The 20,980-nt window shown below is 73.3% G+C and carries 19 protein-coding genes; 4 read left to right on the top strand and 15 right to left on the bottom strand.

Features of this window, described 5'->3' with window-relative positions; all coding sequences use genetic code 11:
• Nucleotides 1-87: 87 nt before the first annotated feature.
• The 8 genes from IE245_RS23280 to rsmI form a co-directional block, all read right to left on the bottom strand.
• Nucleotides 88-1,896 carry an ABC-F family ATP-binding cassette domain-containing protein gene (locus IE245_RS23280; RefSeq protein ID WP_189950696.1) on the bottom strand — a complete coding sequence of 603 codons (1,809 nt, stop codon included), beginning with the start codon at nt 1,894-1,896 and terminating at the stop codon, nt 88-90.
• A gap of 76 nt (nt 1,897-1,972) precedes the next feature.
• Nucleotides 1,973-3,256 carry an acyltransferase family protein gene (locus IE245_RS23285; protein ID WP_189950699.1) on the bottom strand — a complete coding sequence of 428 codons (1,284 nt, stop codon included), beginning with the start codon at nt 3,254-3,256 and terminating at the stop codon, nt 1,973-1,975.
• 73 nt (nt 3,257-3,329) lie between these two features.
• The gene (locus IE245_RS23290; RefSeq protein ID WP_373305384.1) at nt 3,330-4,247 is read right to left on the bottom strand and encodes a 4-(cytidine 5'-diphospho)-2-C-methyl-D-erythritol kinase; all 918 of its coding nucleotides are present in this window, start codon (nt 4,245-4,247) and stop codon (nt 3,330-3,332) included.
• On the bottom strand, nt 4,244-5,128 hold the full coding sequence (gene rsmA / locus IE245_RS23295) for a 16S rRNA (adenine(1518)-N(6)/adenine(1519)-N(6))-dimethyltransferase RsmA (protein ID WP_189950701.1): 885 nt from the start codon (nt 5,126-5,128) through the stop codon (nt 4,244-4,246). The genes IE245_RS23290 and rsmA overlap by 4 nt, the downstream gene beginning before the upstream one ends.
• Nucleotides 5,129-5,156: 28 nt before the next feature.
• On the bottom strand, nt 5,157-6,470 hold the full coding sequence (locus IE245_RS23300) for a resuscitation-promoting factor (protein ID WP_189950703.1): 1,314 nt from the start codon (nt 6,468-6,470) through the stop codon (nt 5,157-5,159).
• A gap of 104 nt (nt 6,471-6,574) precedes the next feature.
• Nucleotides 6,575-7,444, bottom strand: coding sequence for a TatD family hydrolase (locus IE245_RS23305; RefSeq protein WP_189950705.1), 870 nt, complete (start codon nt 7,442-7,444; stop codon nt 6,575-6,577).
• A gap of 51 nt (nt 7,445-7,495) precedes the next feature.
• A complete protein-coding gene (locus IE245_RS23310) occupies nt 7,496-7,918 on the bottom strand; it encodes a hypothetical protein (protein WP_189950707.1) in 423 nt (140 codons plus the stop codon).
• A gap of 183 nt (nt 7,919-8,101) precedes the next feature.
• Entirely contained in the window at nt 8,102-8,947 is an 846-nt protein-coding gene (rsmI, locus tag IE245_RS23315) for a 16S rRNA (cytidine(1402)-2'-O)-methyltransferase (RefSeq protein ID WP_189950709.1), read from the bottom strand.
• Between the two features lie 113 nt (nt 8,948-9,060).
• Between rsmI and IE245_RS23320 the strand changes: the two genes are divergently transcribed.
• On the top strand, nt 9,061-10,812 hold the full coding sequence (locus tag IE245_RS23320) for a dolichyl-phosphate-mannose--protein mannosyltransferase (protein WP_189950711.1): 1,752 nt from the start codon (nt 9,061-9,063) through the stop codon (nt 10,810-10,812).
• A 70-nt stretch (nt 10,813-10,882) separates the two neighbouring features.
• Here the strand turns inward: IE245_RS23320 and IE245_RS23325 are convergent, their stop codons facing one another.
• From IE245_RS23325 to IE245_RS23335, 3 genes are read right to left on the bottom strand one after another with little or no spacing between them, the layout of a single operon-like run.
• On the bottom strand, nt 10,883-11,509 hold the full coding sequence (locus IE245_RS23325) for a hypothetical protein (RefSeq protein ID WP_189950713.1): 627 nt from the start codon (nt 11,507-11,509) through the stop codon (nt 10,883-10,885).
• Between the two features lie 2 nt (nt 11,510-11,511).
• Nucleotides 11,512-13,815, bottom strand: a complete 2,304-nt coding sequence (locus tag IE245_RS23330; RefSeq protein WP_189950715.1) for a DUF6571 family protein — start codon at nt 13,813-13,815, stop codon at nt 11,512-11,514.
• Nucleotides 13,815-14,336 (bottom strand): hypothetical protein, encoded by a 522-nt coding sequence (locus IE245_RS23335; protein ID WP_189950717.1) that lies wholly within the window; start codon nt 14,334-14,336, stop codon nt 13,815-13,817. Before IE245_RS23335 ends, IE245_RS23330 begins: the two co-directional genes overlap by 1 nt.
• A 259-nt stretch (nt 14,337-14,595) precedes the next feature.
• Between IE245_RS23335 and IE245_RS23340 the strand changes: the two genes are divergently transcribed.
• A complete protein-coding gene (locus tag IE245_RS23340) occupies nt 14,596-16,227 on the top strand; it encodes a penicillin-binding transpeptidase domain-containing protein (protein WP_189950718.1) in 1,632 nt (543 codons plus the stop codon).
• A gap of 55 nt (nt 16,228-16,282) precedes the next feature.
• Nucleotides 16,283-16,774, top strand: coding sequence for a YbaK/EbsC family protein (locus tag IE245_RS23345; RefSeq protein ID WP_189950722.1), 492 nt, complete (start codon nt 16,283-16,285; stop codon nt 16,772-16,774).
• Between the two features lie 152 nt (nt 16,775-16,926).
• Here IE245_RS23345 and IE245_RS23350 read toward each other — a convergent pair whose 3' ends face one another.
• The gene (locus tag IE245_RS23350; protein WP_189950723.1) at nt 16,927-17,673 is read right to left on the bottom strand and encodes an SDR family NAD(P)-dependent oxidoreductase; all 747 of its coding nucleotides are present in this window, start codon (nt 17,671-17,673) and stop codon (nt 16,927-16,929) included.
• An 89-nt stretch (nt 17,674-17,762) separates the two neighbouring features.
• Between IE245_RS23350 and IE245_RS37770 the strand changes: the two genes are divergently transcribed.
• Nucleotides 17,763-18,233, top strand: a complete 471-nt coding sequence (locus tag IE245_RS37770) for a hypothetical protein (protein ID WP_189950725.1) — start codon at nt 17,763-17,765, stop codon at nt 18,231-18,233.
• A 26-nt stretch (nt 18,234-18,259) separates the two neighbouring features.
• Here IE245_RS37770 and IE245_RS23360 read toward each other — a convergent pair whose 3' ends face one another.
• Genes IE245_RS23360 through cbiQ form a run of 3 tightly spaced genes read right to left on the bottom strand, consistent with a single transcriptional unit; the run spans nt 18,260 to nt 20,980 of the window.
• Nucleotides 18,260-19,426, bottom strand: a complete 1,167-nt coding sequence (locus IE245_RS23360; protein WP_189950844.1) for a serine hydrolase domain-containing protein — start codon at nt 19,424-19,426, stop codon at nt 18,260-18,262.
• 40 nt (nt 19,427-19,466) lie between these two features.
• A complete protein-coding gene (locus tag IE245_RS23365) occupies nt 19,467-20,213 on the bottom strand; it encodes an energy-coupling factor ABC transporter ATP-binding protein (protein WP_189950727.1) in 747 nt (248 codons plus the stop codon).
• Nucleotides 20,214-20,218: 5 nt separating this feature from the next.
• A complete protein-coding gene (gene cbiQ / locus IE245_RS23370; RefSeq protein ID WP_189950729.1) occupies nt 20,219-20,980 on the bottom strand; it encodes a cobalt ECF transporter T component CbiQ in 762 nt (253 codons plus the stop codon).

Below are 20,980 nucleotides of genomic sequence, written 5' to 3' on the forward strand. Positions count from 1 at the left end.
GGTTTTCTTTCTACCACTCACCCGGTGGCGCAAAAGCGACCGGTCCATCCCTTGTGCCCAAGGGAGGACCGGTCCGTGATGCCCTCGTTATGCGTTCTCGGCCAGTTCGAGCCAGCGCATCTCCAACTCTTCACGTTCTCCCGAAAGTTCTCGCAACTCGGCGTCGAGCTTCGCGACCTTCTCGAAATCGGTCGCGTTCTCGGCGATCTGCGTGTGCAGCTTCGTCTCCCGCTCGGAGATCTTGTCGAGCTGCCGCTCGACCTTCTGGAGCTCCTTCTTGGCGGCCCGCGCGTCGGCCGCGGAGACGCCGGCCTTCTGCTGCGGGGCGGCCGTGGGGGCCGGCGCGGGGGCGGCCTCCTCGATCATCCGGCGGCGGCGCTCCAGGTACTCGTCGATGCCGCGCGGCAGCATCCGCAGGGCCCGGTCGCCGAGGAGGGCGAAGGTGCGGTCGGTGGTGCGCTCCAGGAAGAAGCGGTCGTGGGAGATGACGACCATGGAGCCCGGCCAGCCGTCGAGGAGGTCCTCCAGCTGGGTCAGGGTCTCGATGTCGAGGTCGTTGGTGGGCTCGTCGAGGAAGAGGACGTTCGGCTCGTCCATCAGCAGGCGGAGCAGCTGGAGCCGGCGGCGCTCGCCGCCGGACAGGTCGCCGACGGGCGTCCACTGCTTCTCCTTGCCGAAGCCGAACTGCTCGCAGAGCTGCCCGGCCGTCATCTCCCGGCCCTTGCCGAGGTCGACCCGGTCGCGGATCTGCTGCACGGCTTCCAGGACGCGCAGCTGCCCGGGCAGCTCGGTGACGTCCTGGGAGAGGTAGGCGAGGCGGACGGTCTTGCCGACGACGATCCGGCCGGCCGGCGGCTGCTTCTCGCCCTGGGTGGCGGCGGCATCCGCCAGTGCCCGCAGGAGTGAGGTCTTGCCCGCGCCGTTGACGCCGACGAGTCCGACGCGGTCGCCGGGGCCCAGCTGCCAGGTCAGGTGCTGGAGGAGGGTCTTCGGACCGGCGGTGACGGTCACGTCCTCCAGGTCGAAGACGGTCTTGCCGAGCCGGGCGCCCGCGAACTTCATCAGCTCGGTGCTGTCGCGGGGCTCCGGCACGTCCGCGATGAGCGCGTTGGCCGCCTCGATGCGGAAGCGGGGCTTGGAGGTCCGGGCGGGGGCGCCGCGGCGCAGCCAGGCCAGCTCCTTGCGCATGAGGTTCTGCCGCTTGACCTCCTCGGTCGCGGCGATCCGCTCCCGCTCGGCCCGGGCGAAGACGTAGTCGGAGTAGCCGCCCTCGTACTCGTACACGTCACCGCGCTGCACGTCCCACATGCGGGTGCAGACCTGGTCGAGGAACCAGCGGTCGTGGGTGACGCAGACGAGCGCCGAGCGACGGGCCTGGAGGTGGCCGGCGAGCCAGGCGATGCCCTCCACGTCCAGGTGGTTGGTCGGCTCGTCGAGGACGAGGAGGTCCTGCTCCTCGATGAGCAGCTTGGCGAGCGCGATGCGGCGCCGCTCGCCGCCGGAGAGCGGACCGATGACGGTGTCGAGGCCGTGCTCGAAGCCGGGCAGGCCGAGGCCGCCGAACAGGCCGGTGAGCACGTCCCGGATCTTGGCGCTGCCGGCCCACTCGTGGTCGGCCAGGTCGCCGATGACCTCGTGCCGGATGGTGGCCTTCGGGTCGAGCGAGTCGTGCTGGGTCAGCACCCCGAGCCGCAGCCCGCCGCTGTGCGTGACGCGGCCGGTGTCGGCCTCCTCCAGGCGCGCCAGCATCCGGATGAGGGTGGTCTTGCCGTCGCCGTTGCGCCCCACGACCCCGATCCGGTCCCCTTCGGAGACGCCGAGCGAGACCCCGTCGAGCAGGGCACGGGTGCCGTACACCTTGCTGACGTTCTCGACATTGACCAGGTTGACGGCCACGTTGACTCCAGTGCGGGGTGATCGATCGACGTACCAGGGTACGTCGCCGCGCCCCGTCGGCGGCCCGGCCGACCGCTCAGGGCCGGGAGCGGCCCGGCCGGTCGACGAGGAGCCAGCCCGCCAGCGCCATCGCGACCGCCGCCGGGGCGGTCACCCGGACGGCGATCAGGGTGGCGGTGTGGCCCTCCAGGAGGCCGCCGAAGCCCGTCATCGACAGGCCGAGGACGCCGAGGAGCGCGAGGGCGATGCCGAGCGCGGCGAGCGGGCCGGAACCGCCGGTGCGGGGGGCGGGGGCCGGGGCCTCGAAGCGGCGGAAGACCGCGACGAGGAGGGCGGTCAGCAGGGCCGCGGCGAGGAGCCTCGGCGGCAGCTGCGCCCACCAGGCGGCCGTGGCCGGGGCCGGGAGCCGTACGCCGAGCGCGAGCATCCCGCCGTACACGCCGAGCATCGCCGTCAGGTGCCACAGGAAGGCCGTCATCGCGATGCCGTTCGCCGCGACCACCGCCCGCCAGACCCGCGCCCGGGCCGCGAACCGCGCGCCCGGGCCGCGCAGCAGCTCCACCGCGCCGATCAGCCACAGGCCGTGGCAGAGCAGGGCCAGCGTCGGCGGGGCCATGTTCGACACCTTCTCGCCGGGCATCCCCACCATGGACAGCGGATACGGGCCGAGGGCCACGAGCAGGCCCGCGCCCGCGAGCCCCGCCGCCGCGAGGAGCGCCGGGCGCCGGATCGCCCCGTCCGCGCGCAGGAAGCCGAGCTGGTGCACGGCCAGCCAGACGAACGCGAAGTTCAGGAACTCGACGTACGGGACGCCGGCGGCGAAGCGCAGCACGTCGACGAGGACGGCGGCGGCCGCGAGGCCCGCGAAGGCGCCCCAGCCGTACCGTTCGTGCGCCCGCAGCAGCGGCGGCGTGAAGGCGACCATCGCCAGGTAGATGCCGATGAACCACAGCGGCTGCGTCACCAGGCGCAGCGCGACGCCGGTCAGCCCGCCGTCGGCCCCCGCCACCTGGAGGGCGAGCGCCGCCGCGCCCCACACCGCGACGAACACCATCGTCGGCCGCAGCAGCCGGCGGAGCCGGGCCCGCAGGAAGTCCGCGTACCGGGGGCGGGAGCGGTGGGCGAGGGCGTGCGCGAAGCCGCCCACGAAGAAGAACACCGGCATCACCTGGAGCGCCCAGGTCGCCGGCTGGAGCTCCGGCACGACCGCCAGCAGGTTGCCGACGCCGTCCTGGGTCACGGCCGCCATCAGCCAGTGGCCGAGCACGACGACCCCGAGCGAGACGACCCTCAGCAGGTCCACGTACCGGTCCCGGCTCGCCGGTGTTTCCTCGGCGAGCTCCCGCGCGCTGATTCTCATACGGGCAGGGTCCCGTGCCCGCCTGCGGCCCGACAGGGCGCGGATACTCAGCCGGCCACTGAGTACCGGGGGGTCACGGGAGGACCGTCGCGCCCGGGGCCGGGGAGGTGGCGGTGTGGGTGGCGCGGCAGGTGCCGGAGGCGCGCAGGGCCCGCGCCACCTGCTCCGCCGACTCCGCGTCCTTCACCAGGAAGGCCGTCGTGGGGCCCGAGCCGGAGACCAGGGCCGCGAGGGCGCCGGCCTCCGTGCCGGCCGCGAGGGTCGCGGCGAGCGAGGGGCGCAGCGAGAGCGCGGGGGCCTGGAGGTCGTTGGCGAGGGCGTCGGCCAGCGCGGTCGTGTCGCCGGTGCGCAGGGCGTCGAGGAGGGCCGGGGAGGCGGCCGGCTCGGGGACGTCGACGCCTTCGGTGAGGCGGTCGAACTCGCCGAACACCGTCGGCGTCGACAGGCCGCCGTCGGCGACCGCGAAGACCCAGTGGAAGGGTCCGGCCACCGGCAGCTCCGTCAGCCGCTCGCCGCGGCCGACGCCGAGCGCCGCGCCTCCGACGAGGCTGAAGGGCACGTCGGAGCCGAGTTCGGCGCAGATCTCCAGGAGCACGTCACGCGGGGTGCCGAGGCCCCACAGCGCGTCGCAGGCGAGGAGGGCGCCGGCGCCGTCCGCGCTGCCGCCGGCCATGCCGCCGGCCACCGGGATCGCCTTGGCGATGTGGAGGTGGACGTCCGGGGAGAGGCCGTGCCGGGCGGCGAGGAGCGTGGCGGCGCGGGCCGCGAGGTTGGTGGCGTCCAGCGGGACCTTGTCCGCGTCGGGGCCCTCGCAGGTGACCGTCAGCCGGTCGGCGGGGGTGGCCGTGACCTCGTCGTACAGCGACACCGCGAGGAAGACGGTGGCGAGGTCGTGGAAGCCGTCGGGGCGGGCGGCGCCCACCGCGAGCTGCGCGTTGACCTTGGCCGGGACCCGTACGGTCACGCCCGCCGCACCCGTCACGCCGTTCACGCCCGCGCCTCCGGCTTGTTCTCCGCGATCCGGGCGAACTCCTCCACCGTCAGCGCCTCGCCGCGCGCCTGCGGCGAGACGCCGGCCTTCACCAGCGCCTCCTCGGCGGCGGCGGGCGAGCCCGCCCAGCCGGCGAGGGCGGCCCGCAGCGTCTTGCGGCGCTGCGCGAAGGCCCCGTCGACGACGGCGAAGACCTCTTCCTTGGTGGCGGTGGTCGCGATCGGCTCCGTGCGGCGGACCAGGGAGACGAGGCCCGAGTCGACGTTGGGCGCGGGCCAGAAGACGTTGCGGCCGATGGCTCCGGCGCGCTTGACCTCGGCGTACCAGTTCGCCTTGACGGAGGGGACCCCGTACACCTTGTTGCCCGGTCCGGCGGCGAGCCGGTCGGCGACCTCGGCCTGGACCATGACGAGGGTCCGCTCGATGGTCGGGAAGCGGTCGAGCATGTGCAGCAGGACGGGCACGGCCACGTTGTACGGGAGGTTGGCGACGAGCGCGGTCGGCGCCGGGCCCGGCAGCTCCCGGACGAGCATGGCGTCGGAGTGGACCAGCGCGAAGCGGTCCTTGCGGTCCGGCATGCGGGCGGCGATCGTCGCGGGCAGCGCGGCGGCGAGGACGTCGTCGATCTCGACGGCGGTCACCCGGTCGGCGGCCTCCAGGAGGGCCAGGGTGAGGGAGCCGAGTCCGGGCCCCACCTCGACGACCACGTCGTCCGGGCGCACGCCCGCGGTGCGGACGATGCGCCGGACGGTGTTGGCGTCGATGACGAAGTTCTGGCCCTTCTGCTTCGTGGGGCGCACGCCGAGGGCGGCGGCCAGCTCACGGATGTCGGCGGGGCCGAGGAGGGCGTCGGGGCCGTCGGGGCCGGTGGTGGTGCTCACCGGTACAGCCTACGGGTCGCCGTACCGGTCACCGGAACAACCTGGGCCCGCAGTGCGGCCAGGGGCCGGCGCCGCGCTGGACGTAGAGCTTCTTCGCCCGGAAGGTCTGCTCGGCGGCGGGGGCGTTCTGGGCGACGCCGGTGCCGCCGAGGGAGCGCCACGTGCCGGGGTCGAACTGGTAGAGGCCGCCGTACGTCCCCGAGGGGTCGACCGCGTCCGGCCGGCCGCCGGACTCGCAGGCGGCGAGCGCGCCCCAGTTCAGGCCGTCGGCGCCGGCCACGGAGGCGGGGAGCGCGCGGGTGCCGACGCGGACCTTGCGGGAGACGGGTTCGCGGACGAGTTCCTCGCCGGTGCGGCGGGGCCGCTGCTGCACGCCGTTGACGGAGCGCAGGTGGTACGTGATCCGGCGCAGGCCCGGCACGCCCTGCCGTTCGACGACCTCGGTGCCGGCGAAGAGCTCCGGGTCGCGGACGCGCTCGACGGCGTACGGGACGGCCTCCTCGCGGGTCTGGGTGGAGCCGGTGATCCGCAGCACGGTGACGGTCTGCCCGTCGCGGGGGAAGGCGTCCTGCGGGACGGAGGTGGTGTCCTCGCCGCCGAGGGTGATGCCGGCCTCGTCGAGGGCCTCGGCGACAGTGGCCGCGTTGGTGCGGACGGTCCGCTCGCGCCCGTCGGCGAGGAAGGTGACCGCGCGTTCGGTGCGGACGTCGAGCGCGAGGCCGGTGCGGGAGATCGCGGCGGAGCGGGAGACCGACAGGTAGGCGCCCTCGGCGCGGACGCCGAGCTGGCGCAGGGCGCCGTCGACGGTGTCGGCGGTGGTCCACACCTGGCGGCGGTACCCGTCGAGGGTGAGGGACACCGGCCGGCCGTACCGCAGGACGACCTCGTCGCCGCTGGCCAGCGGCTCGCCGGGGGCGGGGGCGACGAGGTCGTGCTCGCCGATCTCCAGGCCCTCGTCGGCGAGGAGTTCCCGCACGTCGTCGGAGAAGGTGTGCAGGGTGCGGGGGACGCCGTCGACGGAGAGCCGGACGGCCTTGTCGTCGGCGACGAAGGCGCTGGTGCCGCCGGCCAGGAAGGCGACGACGAGGGCCTGCGGCACGAGCCTGCGCAGTCCGTCGCCGGCCGGGCGGGCGGCCTTGCGGCGCCGGGCCCCGCGCCGGGCGGCGGCCCGGCCCTGCGCGGGGACGGGGGCGGGGAGGGGTTCCACGGCGAGGGGCGCCGTGCGGGTCCCCTCTGTTCGGGCGGAGCCGGGAACGCGGGGGAGGGTGGGCTGCTCGTGGACGGGCAGCGTGGCCGTCGCGGCCCGCCGTCCGGCGCGGTGACCGCCCTGGGAAGTGCTCACGAGGCCGGGACCCTAGCCCCGGCGCCCGTCACTCTCCACGGCGACCCGGCCACGATACGTAACCGTTATGTGCCGGTGGTCCTCGGCGCGGGGCGCGGCGCGGGTCAGTAGTCGAAGGCGCGGGCCGTGTTCACGGCGAGCGCCTCCGCCATCGCGTTCTCGTCGATCCCCCGCACCGCGGCCATCGCCCGGACGGTGACCGGGATCAGGTACGGGGCGTTGGGGCGGCCCCGGAAGGGCGCCGGGGTGAGGAAGGGGGCGTCGGTCTCGACGAGGACGAGGTCCAGCGGGGCGACGGCGAGGGCGTCGCGCAGCGGCTGGGCGTTCTTGAAGGTCATGTTGCCGGCGAAGGACATGTAGTAGCCCTTGGCGGCGCAGATCTCCGCCATCGCGGCGTCGCCGGAGTAGCAGTGGAAGACGGTCCGCTCGGGGGCGCCCTCCTCGTCGAGGACGCGCAGGACGTCGGCGTGGGCATCCCGGTCGTGGATGACGAGGGTCTTGCCGTGCCGCTTGGCGATCTCGATGTGGGCGCGGAAGGAACGCTCCTGCGCGGCCGTGCCCTCGGGGCCCGTGCGGAAGAAGTCGAGGCCGGTCTCGCCGACGCCGAGGACGTGCGGGAGGGCGGCGAGCCGGTCGATCTCGGCGAGCGCGTCGTCGAGCGCCGCGTCGCCGCCGGCCTCCCGCGCGCCCTGTCGCGACCAGCCGTCCGGGTCCCCGAGGACGATCCGGGGGGCCTCGTTGGGGTGCAGGGCGACGGCCGCGTGCACGTTCGCGTGCCGCTCCGCGGTCTCCGCGGCCCACCGGGAGCCCTTCACGTCGCAGCCGACCTGCACGACCGTCGTCACGCCGACGGCCGCGGCCTTGGCCAACGCCTCCTCGACCGTGCCGGACTGCATGTCGAGGTGGGTGTGCGAGTCGGCCACCTCCACCAGGAGGGGTTCGGGCAGCGGCGGCGGGGCGTCCTTGGCACTCATGGCCCCGATCGTACGAGGGCCATGAGCGCGTCCGCTTCCGGTGCTCCGCCCTCAGTGCCGGGAGCGGAAGGGGTGGAGCAGGTCGGAGAGGTGCCAGTGGTGCGGGACCGGCGGTGTCTCGTCGCCCTCGGCCAGCTCCTGGCCCACCGGCCCGGCCGGCGAGACGGGCCTGGTCTCCTTGGCGCCGCCGCCGCGCCCGTGGTGCTCCATCGACGCGATCAGGTCCAGCACGGTCGACACCTGCCCGGCGCGCATGATCCGCACGACGTGGCCGCCGCAGTTCATGCAGGTCGGGTTCGAGAGCGGCGAGGGAACCCGCTCCCCGCCCGCCTTGTAGACGACGAACGCCTGGCCGTGCGCGTCCGTGCGGTGCTCTATCTCGTAGGACTGCTCCCAGCCGTACCCGCACCTCATGCAGGCGAAGGCGTAGGCCTCATGGACGACGGGCGTTCCGGTGCCGGTGGACTCGCTCATGCCAGCTCCTCTCCACTGGTCCAGTGGACGCCTTTTCGGGCCGGAGCGCATCAGCACGGAAGAAACCGTGGAACGGTTTTGGGCGTTCCCTTGCCAAAGCGCCCTCTGAAGTCTCCCGGCGCCGGATTCGGCTTTACCTCAAAGATTAGCCCTTTACCGTTTCCAGGGCCTTTCCTGGAATTGTCAGGACGCGTTCTTCGCCGCGACGACCGCGTCGAAGACCTCCCGCTTGGGCAGCCCCGCCTCGGCGGCGACCGCGGCGATCGCCTCCTTGCGCCGCTCCCCCGCCTCCTCGCGCACCCGCACCCTGCGCACCAGCTCGGCGGCGTCCAGCTCCTCGGGTCCGGTCTCCGGGGCGCCCTCGACGACGACCGTGATCTCGCCGCGCACCCCTTCCTTCGCCCAGGCCGCCAGCTCGCCCAGCGGGCCGCGCTTCACTTCCTCGTACGTCTTGGTCAGCTCGCGGCAGACGGCGGCGCGCCGGTCGGTGCCGAAGACCTCGGCCATCGCGTCGAGGGTGTCGTCGAGCCGGTGCGGGGCCTCGAAGTAGACGAGGGTGCGCCGCTCGGCCGCCACCTCCTTGAGCCGGCCGAGCCGCTCGCCGGCCTTCCTCGGCAGGAAGCCCTCGAAGCAGAACCGGTCGACGGGGAGGCCGGAGAGCGCGAGTGCGGTGAGCACGGCGGACGGGCCGGGGACGGCGGTCACCTTGATGTCCACCTTGACGGCGGCGGCGACGAGGCGGTAGCCCGGGTCGGAGACCGACGGCATGCCCGCGTCCGTCACGAGCAGCACCCGCGCGCCGCCCTGGAGGGCCTCGACCAGCTCGGGCGTGCGCGCCGACTCGTTCCCCTCGAAGTACGACACCACCCGCCCGGTGGTGTGGACGCCGAGCGCCCGGGTCAGCCCGCGCAGCCGGCGGGTGTCCTCGGCCGCGACGATGTCCGCCCCTTCCAGCTCGGCGACGAGCCGCGGCGGCGCGTCCGCGACGTCACCGATGGGGGTCCCTGCGAGTACCAGCGTTCCTGTCACACGTCCATCCTCCCAGGAGTCGCGCCGCTCTCCTCCCGGAAGTCGCTCCCGTCACGGCGCCCCGTACCGCCGGGACGGGCGACGCGCACAGGCGCAGTCCCTACGATGGCGCGGTGACCCGTACCGCACCCGAGGCCCTGGAGGGCCAGCACTCCATGGCGCCGACCGTGGCCGAGCCCTCGTCGTGGCAGCTGCGGCTGCGGCGCTTCGGCTACCGCCCGCCCGCCGCCGGCTCGCTCGCCATCGGCACCCGGGACCGGCTCGACCCGCCGTACACCCGGCCCTCGCCGCGGGTGACCTCGCTCCTGGGACTCGGTCCCGGGGCCGCCGACCGGCTGTGGCGGCTCTCCGCGTGGGGCGGCCCGCTGCTCGTCGCGGCCGTCGCGGGCGTGCTCCGGTTCTGGAACCTGGGCAAGCCGCACGCGGTGATATTCGACGAGACGTACTACGCCAAGGACTCGTGGGCCCTGATCAACCAGGGGTACGAGGGGGCGTGGCCCAAGGACATCGACAAGACGATCCTGAAGGACCCCGGCTCGGTCCTGATCCCCACCGACCCGGGATACGTGGTCCACCCGCCGATGGGCAAGTGGGTCATCGGCGTGGGCGAGAAGCTCTTCGGCTTCGAACCGTTCGGCTGGCGGTTCATGGTGGCGCTGCTCGGGACGCTCTCCGTCCTCATGGTGTGCCGGATCGGCCGCCGCCTCTTCCGCTCCACCTTCCTCGGCTGCCTCGCCGGACTGCTGCTCGCCGTCGACGGCCTGCACTTCGTGATGAGCCGGACCGCGCTCCTCGACCAGGTGCTGATGTTCTTCGTCCTCGCGGCCTTCTGCTGCCTGGTCGTCGACCGGGACCGGACGCGGAAACGGCTCGCCGCCGCGCTCCCCGAGGACGCGGAGGGCGTCCTGCGGCCCGACGCGGAGATCGCCGAGACCCTCCGCCTGGGCTGGCGCCCGTGGCGGCTGGCGGCCGGCGTGATGCTGGGCCTGGCGGGGGCCACGAAGTGGAACGGCCTGGTCTTCCTCGCCGCGTTCGGCCTGATGACCGTCCTGTGGGACGTCGGCGCCCGGCGGACGGCGGGCGCGGTCCGCCCGTACGTGGCGGTCCTGAAGAAGGACGTGCTGCCCGCCTTCGTCTCCACGGTGCCGGTGGCGTTCGCCGCCTACCTGGCCACCTGGTCGGGCTGGCTCGTCTCCGACAAGGGGTACTTCCGGAACTGGGCCGCCGAGCAGGACGCGGTGGACCCCGGCTTCTGGAGCTGGCTGCCGCAGTGGTGGCGCAGCCTGTGGCACTACGAGTCCGCGGTGTGGAAGTTCCACGTCGAGCTGACCTCGCCCCACACGTACGAGTCCAACCCCTGGTCCTGGCTGGTCGCGGGCCGCCCCGTCTCCTACTTCTACGAGTCCCCCGCCCCCGGCACGGCCGGCTGCCCGGCCTCCGCGAAGGAGAAGTGCGCCCAGGAGATCCTCGCCCTCGGCACCCCGCTCCTGTGGTGGGCCGGCTGCGCCGCCCTCCTGTACGTCCTGTGGCGCTGGCTGTTCCGCCGCGACTGGCGCGCCGGCGCGATCCTCTGCGCCTTCGCCGCCGGCTGGCTCCCGTGGCTCCGCTACCAGGAGCGCACGATCTTCTACTTCTACGCCGTGATCCTCGTCCCCTTCCTGTGCCTGGCGGTCGCCATGATGATCGGCGCCATCATCGGCCCGAAGGGCTCCACGGAGAGACGCCGCACGATCGGCGCCGTGGTGGCGGGCTGCCTGGTCCTCCTGATCGTCTGGAACTTCATCTACTTCTGGCCGATCTACACCGCCACCCCGATCCCGATGGACCAGTGGCGGGCCCGGATGTGGCTGGACACCTGGATCTAGCGGCGGAACGGAAGAGGGAGGGCCCGACCGGCGGTCGGGCCCTCCCTCTTCCGTCCCCTACTTCCGTCTCCTACTGACGCGGGGCGTCGGCGGGGAGGGTGCAGCGGGCTGTCTTGTGGGCCGTCTCGGCCGCGATCTCGGCGAGGCGGCGGAGGTCGTCGAGGCGGTCGGCGGGGGCGGGGTCGCGGAGCTGGACGAAGGTGCTCAGACCGGAGTTCCCGTAGGGGATACAGGCGGAGTAGACCGCCCCGACCCGCAGGATCTCCGGTGTCGTCGTGAAGGCCCAGCGCCCGGCGTCGAAGGCCATCGGCCGCCGCCCGTTGGTGTTGCCGAGCACCTCCTCCCGCCAACTCCGCTCGCTGCCCCAGGCGCCCATCTCCGTGCGCACCAGAAGCAGCCGCCGGCCGTCACCGCTGACGGTGCAGCTCGACAGGTGGTTCACGTCGGTGGGGCTCGGGCTGCGGGGAGTGCCCCGCTCGCGAGGGATCCGGTAGGAGACCGCGTACGGCAGCAGCCGGTTCAGAATGTCCGCCGCCTCCTGCGATTCTCCGAACGAGGGACAGAGATCGGCCGCCCCGATCGTCCCCTTCGGCTTCTCGAAAGGCGGGGTGTTGGTGGCGTGACTGATCGCCGCCCAGGCGGCGACCAGCACCAGGCACACCGCGAGCGCGATGGTGCCGCGCTTCCTCGACGTCATGCTCACTTGTCCTTCTCCAGCGCGTTCGGGACGCCCACGCCCTCGCAGTAGTCACGGATGTTGGTGTGGGCGGAGGTGAAGCCCGCTTCGGTCTGTCCCGCGATCGAGGACACCACGCTCGGGTAGGACACGCCGGTCTTCTTCTCCGACTCCTGGGCGGCCTTCTCCACGAGGGCGAAGGTCGATTCGCGGGTCGCGTTGATCTCCTCGCCGTTGCGGTAGATGACCTCGCCCGAGCTGTCCTTCATCAGCCCCTCGGTGAGGCTTCCGATGATCTCGCCCGCGACCGTCTCCGCCGCGCCGCCGGCGATGACCGCGCCCGGGCCGACGGCCGAGGCCGTGGCGGCGCCGACACCGATGCCGACGAGGGACTCGCCGAGTTCGCCCGCCTTCGTGATGGCGTCGTTGAACTCGGCGTCCTTGTTGCCCGCGTCCAGTTCGGCGGCGTACGCGCGGCCGGCGCCCAGCATGCCCTGGATCTCACCGGCGTTGTGCGCGATGGCGCCGGTGGCCTTCTCCAGGTTCTGCGCGGGGGTGTTCCCCTTCTCGTCCACGAAGGCGTCGGGGTGGGCGAAGTGGTACTCCAGCATCCCGGCGGTGTACGCGTGCTGGCCGACGCTGACGGCCGCGTACCCCTCGGGATTCTGTCCCACGGTGTACAGGAAGCGGGTGAGGTCCTGCTCGTTGAGGGGCGCGGCCGCTCCCGCGATCGGGTACAGCTTGTCCTCTCCGGCGTCGCCCGCGCGCAGCCCCCGGTGGATGTCCGCCATGTACTCCGCCGAGATCTGGCCGAGGCTGTCCGACATGAAGCCGTTGTCGGTGAGGCGGGAGGGGACCTCGGAGACGGACTTGACGATGTCGCCGTACAGCTTGGCCTGTTCCTCGGTGTGGGCGGCGGTCGCCGGGGTGGGGAGTTCGCCGGCCGGGTGGCCCGTCGTGGCGGCTTCCAGGGCGGCGGCGAGGTAGTTCTTCCCGGAGATGCTGTCCTCGCCCTCCGCGTCCTCCTCCCGCATCCACTCCCGCTCCTCGAAGAGGTACTGGAAGTTGGTCAGGCCGATGTGGCCCTTGTTGCCGTCGCCGTCGGTGTCGCGCTTGAAGGGGTTGTTCTCGGTGTCCTTGCCGATGAACTCCGAGGTGAAGAACGCGGTCGCGGCGTCCGGACTGTTGGAGAGGGCCTTCATGTAGCCGGTCATCGGGTCGAAGCCGAAGTCGGTGCCGGTGGTGTTCAGGTGGGGCCAGAGGCCGCCGCCGTTGTAGCCCCAGATCTGCTCGGGGCGGCGGCCGTCCCGTACGCCCTCCTGCTCCTTGGCGAGCATGTTGCGGCCGTAGCTGTTGAGGAAGTCGTCCTCGTAGTCGCCCCAGCGCATGAGGTTGCTCATCACGACGTAGCCGGAGAGGCCGTTGCCGGGGCCCATCGGCTTCTCCACGGCCTGGAGCATGTCGAACTTCCAGCGCGTCATGTCCGGGCTCGCGCTCTGCGTGGCGTTGGCGAGCGTCAGGCCCAGGTGCTTCTGGAGGTCCTTGTACTGGTCGAGGCGCTTGCCGTCGGCGGCGTGGTCGCGGCTGTTCGGGTCGTTCAGCTGGGCCCAGAAGTCGAGGGTGCCCTGGGCGCCGAGCCCGTGGGCGAAGGTGGAGGCGAAGAGGTCGTCGCCGTGGTACTTGGTGAGGCCCGCGAGCAGCCGGTCGAACTCGGCCTCCGACATCTTGCCCGGGTCCTTCTTCGCCAGCGCCGCGAGGTCCTCCGCCGTCTTCATGGCGGCGGCGGCCTGGTCCCGGTCGCCGTACTCGGCGTCGCCGAAGCCCTTCTCCGCCTGGTCGACGAGGGCGCGGAGGACCTTGGCGGCGGAGCCGTCGCTCTCGGCGGCGCTCTTGATGATGCCGTCGATCCGGTCCCGGACGCCGTCCACGGTGCTCTGCTGGACGTCCTTGCCGGCGTCGCCGTCCATGGCCTTGGCCATGAAGCTCTTCCCCTGGGGGACGACGGACACCTTCTGCTGCCGCGCCGACTCGATGGCCTGCTCCAGGTCTCCCTTGAACTTCTTCAGCTCGCCGAGGGTGTCGCGGAGGATGTTGCGGACGGAGGTGGCCTGGGTGTGCGCGTCGCCGAACTCACCGGCGGTCTTGTCGATGAACTTCCGTCCGACCTGGGAGTTCACGCCCTGCCAGTCGGCCTTGGCGGCGGCGCCCTTCAGGCCCTCGCGCGCGTCCTTCTCCAGCTTCTCCAGGTTGGTGACGAGCGTGTTCCAGTCGGTCAGCGCCGCGTCGAGCGTGCCGAACTTGGCGTGCAGCAGGGTGTCGAAGTCCATCACTTGCCGTCCTTCTTCTCGCCCTTGTCGTCCTTCTCGCCGTACACGTCGTTCGGCTTGCCGGGCTCGGAGGCCCGCTCGTCGAAGCCGGAGTCGAGCGTGGCGATGCCGCTCATGCGCCGCTCGATGAAGATCTCGTCGCCGGCGTGGGCGTTCTTCGTGTAGTCCATGTGGTTCGAGATGTGCGCGCAGGCGTCCATGAGGTCCGCCAGTGCGGACGCCCACTTGAGGGAGACGTGGCTGAGCGCGCCGCCCAGCTCGAAGCCCTGGCCCGAGAGGTCGGAGGCGGCGGAGTCGGTGGTGGTCTCCGCCACCCGGCCCTCGCGCCACAGCCGGTTGTAGAGCCCGAAGGCGTGGTCGCCGATCTTGGCGAGGTGCTCGTTGACGACCTTGAGGTCGCCCTGGCTGTTGGTGGACAGCGACTTGCCGTCCGGCTCGTCCGGCACCCGGTTCAACTGCATCCGGGCCGAGGAGGCTCCGGCGGCCTCGGCCTTGAGCTGGTTCCATTCGTCCCACGCCATGGTGACTCCTCCCCTTGGGCCCGTCCTCGCTTCGCGCGGTCGCCTCGAAACCGTCGATGCGGAAGCAACGCTCGACGGCATCCTAGGGAGGAGGACGGAAGGCGCCACGGCTGGGACCAGGGTCCGGACACCTTCACAGATCCTTCGCAGGGGAGAATTCCGTTTGCGGCGGACGTGACAGGTGTGGGCCGATCCCGCTCGACAGTTGTCGGTGGCGGCTGCTTGACTCGACGGTCCACACGGGGAGGGGAACCCAGTCATGCGCAGCGGAGTCAAGGTCGGCATCGTCGGAGGGGTGTTCGCCGTCGTCGCGAGCGGGGTCGCGTACGGGGGGTACAACCTCTGGAACGGGATCACGGGCGGGTCGGCGGACGTCGGTACGCGGGCGGCGCCGCGGACCGGGCCGCTGACGGCGGAGGAGGTCACCGCGACGGCGCGGGACTTCCTCGCCGCGTGGGCGGCCGGGGAGTCCGACCGGGCCGGTCAGCTGACGAACGACCCGGTGACGGCGGGCCCGGCCGTCGCCGCGTACCTGGAGGGGGGCGGCGTCTCGGAGGCGGCCATCACGGCGGGGACGCCGACGGGGACGGTCGTGCCGTTCACGGTGAAGGCGACCGTCACGTACGACGGGGTGTCGAAGCCGTGGACGTACGAGTCGAAGCTCAGCGTCGTCCGCGGGGAGTCCACCGGCCGCCCGCTGGTGAAGTGGACGCCCACCGTGCTGCACCCGAAGCTGACCGCCGGCGCCACGCTGCGGACCGGCACCGCGAAGACCCCGCCGGTGAAGGCCGTCGACCACAAGGGCGTCGCGCTGCCGCCGGAGAAGTACCCGTCGCTCGTGCCCGTCCTGGACGCGCTGCGGCAGCGGTACGGCGGCACGGCCGGCGGCGAGGCCGGCGTCGAGACCTGGATCGAGAGCGCGAACGGCACGCCGAGCAGCACCCTCCTGGTGCTGTCGGCGGGCAAGCCGGGTGAGCTGCGCACCACGATCGACGCGGGCGTGCAGGCGGCGGCGGAGAAGGCGGTCAAGGAGTTCCCGAAGGCGGCCGTGGCGGCGGTCGAGCCGTCGACGGGCGCGATACGGGCGGTCGCCAACAACCCGGCCTCGGGCTTCAACACGGCGTTCCAGGGGAAGCAGGCGCCCGGCTCCACGATGAAGATCGTGACGGCGGCGATGATGATGCGGTACGACGTCGCCGGGCCGGACTCGCGGGTGGAGTGTCCGCCCACCGCGGAGTGGGACGGGTACACGTTCCACAACCTGAAGGACTTCTCCACCGACGGCGACCTGACCAACGCGTTCGCCATGTCCTGCAACACCGCCTTCATCAAGGCGATCAACCCGCTGAAGAACAAGGGCGTCCACAACACCGCGCTCGGCGACACCGCCCGGAAGTGGTTCGGGATCGGCGAGGTGTGGTCGGTCGGCGTGACGACCGAGGACGGGAACGTGCCCGAGTCCAGCGGCACCGAGACCGCCGCCTCGTACATCGGCCAGGGCAGGATCACCATGAACGCGCTCAACATGGCGTCGGTCTCCGCCACCGTGAAGAACGGCGGCTTCCGCCAGCCGTACCTCGTACCGGAGGGCGGGGACGGTCAGAAGTTCGCCACCGCCGAACGGCTTCCGAGGACGGTCGCGGAAGGGCTCCGGAAGATGATGAACGCGGCGGCCACCGCCCCGCGGGGCACGGCCCTGGAGGCGATGCGGGGCGTGCCGTCGCCGAAGGGCGCGAAGACCGGTTCGGCGGAGGTCGGGACGCAGTCCACCTCCAACAGCTGGTTCACCGGCTACTCCGGCGACCTCGCCGCCGCGGCCGTCGTCGAGGCCGGCGGACACGGCGGCGACGCGGCGGGGCCGGTGGTGGCGCAGGTCCTGAAGGCGGGCTGACGGGCCCGGGAAAGACGGTCGCGTGCCCCGTGCACCTACCGCTACCGTGCGGGGCATGACGACCGATGCCGCTTCCGCCGCCCACCCCCGGTTCGCCGCCGCGCTCGCCGAGTCGGGCCTCGACGTCGAGGTGCGGCGCTTCCCCGACGAGACGCGGACCGCGCAGCAGGCCGCCGAGGCCATCGGCTGCGCGGTCTCCGAGATCGTGAAGTCGCTCGTCTTCGCCGCCGACGGGGTGCCGGTGCTCGTCCTGATGGACGGCGCCTCGCGGGTGGACGTCGAGCGGGTGCGGGAGGCGCTGGGCGCCGGGGAGGTCACCCGGGCGGACGCGCGCGTGGTGCGGGAGACGACCGGGTACGCGATCGGCGGCGTACCGCCCTTCGGGCACCGCACCCGGACCCGGGTCCTCGCCGACGAGGGGCTGCTCGGCCACGCCCTGGTGTGGGCGGCGGCCGGCACCCCGCACGCGGTCTTCGCGCTGCCCCCGGAGGAGCTGATCGCCCACGCGGGCGCGACCGTCGTGGACGTGCGCGAGCGCACGGCGTGACGCCGCCGGTCGCGTGCGCGGTGCTGGTCGCGGCGGTCACGCACGCCTCGTGGAACGCTTCGGCGGCCCGAGGATCGCGGCGGCCGGCCTGAGGGCCGCGGGCATCGGCCTGATGCCGGCCCGCGGCTGAGACCGGGTCGGCCGGGACCGGGTCAGCCGCCGTCCATGACCTCCCGGAAGTGCCGGTTGACCGCCATCAGGCCGCCGTCGACGCGGAGGGTGGAGCCGGTGATCCAGGCGGCGTCGGGGGAGGCGAGGAAGGCGACGGCGGCGGCGATGTCGTCGGGGGTGCCGACGCGGCCGAGGGGGTAGGCACGGGCGCCCAGGGCGGCGAGGTCCTTCTCGCGGCCCGCCCAGGAGGGGGTGGCGACGGTGCCGGGGTTGATCTGGTTGACGCGGACGCCCTTCGGGGCCGCTTCGCCGGCCAGGGTGCGGGTGAAGGAGCCCAGGGCGGCCTTCGCGGCGCTGTAGGCGTGGTCGCCGAAGTCGGCCTCCGCGTTGACCGAGCCGATGGTGACGATCGCGCCGCCCGTCGCGGCCAGGTGCGGGAGGGCGGCACGGGAGCAGCGGACGGCGCCGAGGAGGGTGCCGTCGAGCTGGCGGCGCCAGTTCTCGTCGGGGTCGTCGACGAAGGGGACGAAGGCGTTGTTGACGAGGACGTGGAGGGCGGGGAGGCCGCCGACCACCTCGTCGACCGACTCCCGGTCGGTGATGTCGAGGCGGTGGGCGGTCGCGTACGGGAGGTCCGCCGCCACCGTCCGCGCCGACTCCTCGTCGATGTCGGTGACCAGGACCCGGGCGCCCTCCGCCGCCAGCCGTCGGGCGGTCGCCGCGCCGATGCCGCTGCCCGCGCCCGTGATCAGCGCCGTCCGTCCTTCGAACCGCTTCGTGAGATCCATCCCCCGATCTCAGCACCGGCCGGGCGGCACGACCACCCCCGCGGACAAATCGCTGGGCGGGCGCCGGATCCGGCCCTACCGTCATCCGGATGGAGATCTCCTTCCGGAAGCTGCCGGACGATCAGCACGAGGTCCTGGTCCGCGCGCGCAGGGGGCCGGACGTCAGACTGCCCGCCGGGCCCGTCGGGCCGACCGTGCCGCACGACCTGGTCCACGCCGTCGTGGAGACCGCCCTCGGCATCGAGGACGGCTTCTGGGGGGCGACGGCGCGCGGCGCCACGTTCGAGGGCTTCGAGCTCGTCGTCCCGGGCCGGCACCGCCGGTCAGGGATGAAGGTGCTGCGCCGGGGCGGCGACGCGGTGCTGGCCGCCGAGCTCCGCGTGAACTGGGCGTACCGGGTGTGGCGCGGCCTCCCCGTGGAGGGCCGCGGTGTCGGCCCGGCGCTCCTGGACGCGGAGGCCCTGGCGAGGACGGGGCCGCGCCTGGACGCCGCCGCCGCCCGCTGGGCCGCCGTCCCCGAGGGCGGGGAGCTCCTCTGGCGCTGGGGCACGGACCGGTAGGGCGCCGGCCCTTTCCGGAGACGGGCCTACGCGGGGAGGGACGCGCGGACCGCCCGCACCAGGGCCTGGGCGCGCGGGTCCGAGGTGACCGTCTTCCGCATGCCGTTGGTGACGTAGGCGAAGGCGGTGCCGGATGCGGGGTCGGCGAAGGCGAGGGAGCCGCCGCGGCCGGGGTGGCCGAAGGAGGTGGGGCCGAGGAGCGGGGAGGCCGGGCCGTGGAGCATGTGGCCGAGGCCGAAGCGGGTGCCGACCAGGAGGACCCGGTCCGTGCCCGCCGACTCCTCGGTGCGGGCCAGGGCGAGGGTGGCGGGGGCGAAGAGGCGGGGGGTGCCGTCGGCGAGGGGGCCGAGGGTGGCGGCGTAGAAGCGGGAGAGGGAGCGGGCGGTGGCGACGCCGGCCGAGCCGGGGAGTTCGGCGGCCCGGTAGGCGGGGTCGTTCTCGTCGGGCTTCGGGGTGATGACCTCGAAGGCGCGGCGGGTGAGCGAGGCCGGGTCCTCCCAGGCCTCGGTGACCGAGCGCTTGGGGCGCAGGCGGAGGGCGCCGGCCTCCTCGGGGGCGTCGACGGGGGCCAGGCGGCCGACGCGGTGCTCCTCGGCGACCGGGAGGCCCATCCAGAGGTCCAGGGCGAGCGGGGCGGTCAGCTCTTCCGCGACCCAGCGGCCGATGGTGCGGCCGGTGACGCGGTGGACGAGGCCGGAGAGCAGCCAGCTGAAGGTGTGGGCGTGGTAGCCGTGGTCGGTGCCGGGGTCCCAGGCGGGGGCCTGGGCGGCGATCGCGGCGGTGGACGCCTCCAGGTCGGTGGCCTCGGCGAGGGTGAGGGGCCGGTCGAGGACGGGGACGCCGGCCTGGTGGGCGAGGAGCTGCCGTACCGTCACGCGGTCCTTGCCGGCGGCCTTGAACTCGGGCCAGTACGTGGCCACCGGGGCGTCCAGGTCGATGCGGCCGCGCTGGTGGAGGAGGAGCGGGACGGCGGCGGCGACGCCCTTCGTCGCGGAGCGGACGATCTGGGCGGTGTCCCGCGCCCAGGGTTCGGTGCCGTCGGCGTCCTTCGTGCCGGCCCACAGGTCGACGACCTCGGCGCCGTCGTGGTGGACGGCGACCGCCGCGCCCTTCTCGCCGCGCTGCTCGAAGTTGCGCAGGAACGCGTCCCTGACCGGTTCCCAGCCCGGTGCCACCGTGCCCTGGACGTCCACCTGACCCACTCATCCTTTCGTACGAACGGGTCCCATGGTCTCAGGCGACGGACCCCGGAACGAAACCGAAGGGGAGTTCGAGGCGGTGGCGGTTCATGAGCGCGTCGTCGGCGAGGATCTCCCGGGTCGGGCCGTCCGCCGCGATGACGCCCTCGCTGAGGACCAGCGAGCGGGGGCAGAGCTCCAGGGCGTACGGCAGGTCGTGGGTGACCATGAGGACGGTGACGTCCAGGGAGCGCAGCACGTCGGCGAGTTCGCGGCGGGAGGCCGGGTCGAGGTTGGAGGACGGCTCGTCGAGGACGAGGATCTCCGGTTCGGTGGCGAGGACGGTCGCGACGGCGACCCGGCGGCGCTGGCCGAAGGAGAGGTGGTGCGGGGGCCGGTCGGCGTACGCGGCCATGCCGACCCGGGCCAGGGCCCGTTCCACCACCGCGTCGAGTTCGGCGCCGCGCAGCCCGGCCGCGGCGGGCCCGAAGGCCACGTCCTCGCGGACGGTCGGCATGAAGAGCTGGTCGTCGGGGTCCTGGAAGACGATGCCGACCTTCCGCCGGATCTCCGCCATGTGCTTCCTGCCGACGGGCAGCCCGGCGACCGTCACGCTGCCCGCGCCGGCGGCGAGGATGCCGTTGAGGTGGAGGACGAGGGTGGTCTTGCCGGCGCCGTTGGGGCCGAGGAGGGCGACCCGCTCGCCCCGCCCGATGGTGAGGTCCACGCCGAAGAGGGCCTGGTGGCCGTCGGGGTAGGCGTAGGCGAGGCCGCGCACGTCGAGGGAGGGGGGAACGGTCATGGTGGTCATCCCAGGAGGGCGAGGAGGCGGATCGGGAGGGCGGCGAGCGGCAGCGCCAGGGCCCGCGCCCACGTGGTCCGGGTCGTCGTGGCGGCGTCGAGGACCGGCATGGTGCCGGTGTAGCCGCGGCTGATCATGGCGAGGTGGACGCGTTCGCCGCGCTCGTAGGAGCGGATGAAGAGGGCGCCCGCGGACTTCGCGAGGACACCCCAGTGCCGTACGCCGGACGCCTCGAAGCCCCGGGAGCGGCGGGCGACGGACATCCGGCGCATCTCGTCGGTGATGACGTCCCCGTACCGGATCATGAACGAGGCGATCTGGACGAGCGGCGACGGCAGTCCGAGCCGCTGGAGGCCGAGGACGAGGGAGCGCAGCTCGGTGGTGGCGGCGAGGAGCACGGAGGCGGCGACGCCGAGGGTGCCCTTGGCGAGGATGTTCCAGGCGCCCCAGAGGCCGGGGACGCTCAGGGAGACGCCGAGGACGGTGGTCTGCTCGCCGGGGACCACGAAGGGCATGAGGACGGCGAAGGCGACGAAGGGGATCTCGATCGCGAGCCGGCTGAGCAGGAAGCCGGCCGGGACGCGGGCGAGGGCGGCGACCGCGGCGAGCAGGGCCGCGTAGCAGGCGAAGGCCCAGACGGCCTCGCGGGGCGTCGTGACGACGACCAGGACGAAGCCGAGGACGGCGGCGAGTTTGGTGTGCGGGGGCAGGCCGTGGACCGGCGAGTCTCCCCGCCGGTACAGGTGGTGCGCGTGGCCCGCTCCCAC

This window comes from Streptomyces roseolus (assembly GCF_014649855.1).
Classification (GTDB): Bacteria; Actinomycetota; Actinomycetes; order Streptomycetales; family Streptomycetaceae; genus Streptomyces; species Streptomyces roseolus.

Bases quoted from the DNA above. Each gene is read 5' to 3' on its own strand.
- IE245_RS23325 (WP_189950713.1), bottom strand. From the start codon at position 11,509: ATGACGTCGAGGAAGCGCGGCACCATCGCGCTCGCGGTGTGCCTGGTG.
- IE245_RS23365 (WP_189950727.1), bottom strand. From the start codon at position 20,213: ATGACCGTTCCCCCCTCCCTCGACGTGCGCGGCCTCGCCTACGCCTAC.
- IE245_RS37770 (WP_189950725.1), top strand. From the start codon at position 17,763: ATGGAGATCTCCTTCCGGAAGCTGCCGGACGATCAGCACGAGGTCCTG.
- IE245_RS23305 (WP_189950705.1), bottom strand. From the start codon at position 7,444: ATGAGTGCCAAGGACGCCCCGCCGCCGCTGCCCGAACCCCTCCTGGTG.
- IE245_RS23350 (WP_189950723.1), bottom strand. From the start codon at position 17,673: ATGGATCTCACGAAGCGGTTCGAAGGACGGACGGCGCTGATCACGGGC.
- IE245_RS23335 (WP_189950717.1), bottom strand. From the start codon at position 14,336: ATGGCGTGGGACGAATGGAACCAGCTCAAGGCCGAGGCCGCCGGAGCC.
- IE245_RS23345 (WP_189950722.1), top strand. From the start codon at position 16,283: ATGACGACCGATGCCGCTTCCGCCGCCCACCCCCGGTTCGCCGCCGCG.
- IE245_RS23340 (WP_189950718.1), top strand. From the start codon at position 14,596: ATGCGCAGCGGAGTCAAGGTCGGCATCGTCGGAGGGGTGTTCGCCGTC.
- IE245_RS23285 (WP_189950699.1), bottom strand. From the start codon at position 3,256: ATGAGAATCAGCGCGCGGGAGCTCGCCGAGGAAACACCGGCGAGCCGG.
- IE245_RS23310 (WP_189950707.1), bottom strand. From the start codon at position 7,918: ATGAGCGAGTCCACCGGCACCGGAACGCCCGTCGTCCATGAGGCCTAC.
- IE245_RS23330 (WP_189950715.1), bottom strand. From the start codon at position 13,815: ATGGACTTCGACACCCTGCTGCACGCCAAGTTCGGCACGCTCGACGCG.